1 pseudogene is annotated in these 247 nt (G+C 72.5%); it reads right to left on the reverse strand.

The features are described from left to right. Positions 1-247: pseudogene (locus OC490_RS49250) on the reverse strand (mobilization protein); the annotation flags it as partial.

Here is a 247-nt window from a genome sequence, read left to right on the forward strand (position 1 = left end):
GCCGGTGGCCGCGACGACCCGGCGGGCGATGTCGGCCCACTCCTCGTCGCTGAGGAGGCGGTCGGATTTGGCGGCCCGGATCGAGCAGTGCCACGTCTGCCGCTCCGGGGCACGGCCCAGTCGCCGGGCCTGTTTGACGTGCAGGTCGAGGTCAGCCACAAGGAGCTTCTTCGTGGCTTCGAAGTCGTCCGTGCGGCCGGGGTCGGGGGCGAAGCCGTCCCAGGAGGCGACCAGGTGGGGGTCGGTG

The organism is Streptomyces sp. STR69, from assembly GCF_024519455.1.
Taxonomy (GTDB): domain Bacteria; phylum Actinomycetota; class Actinomycetes; order Streptomycetales; family Streptomycetaceae; genus Streptomyces.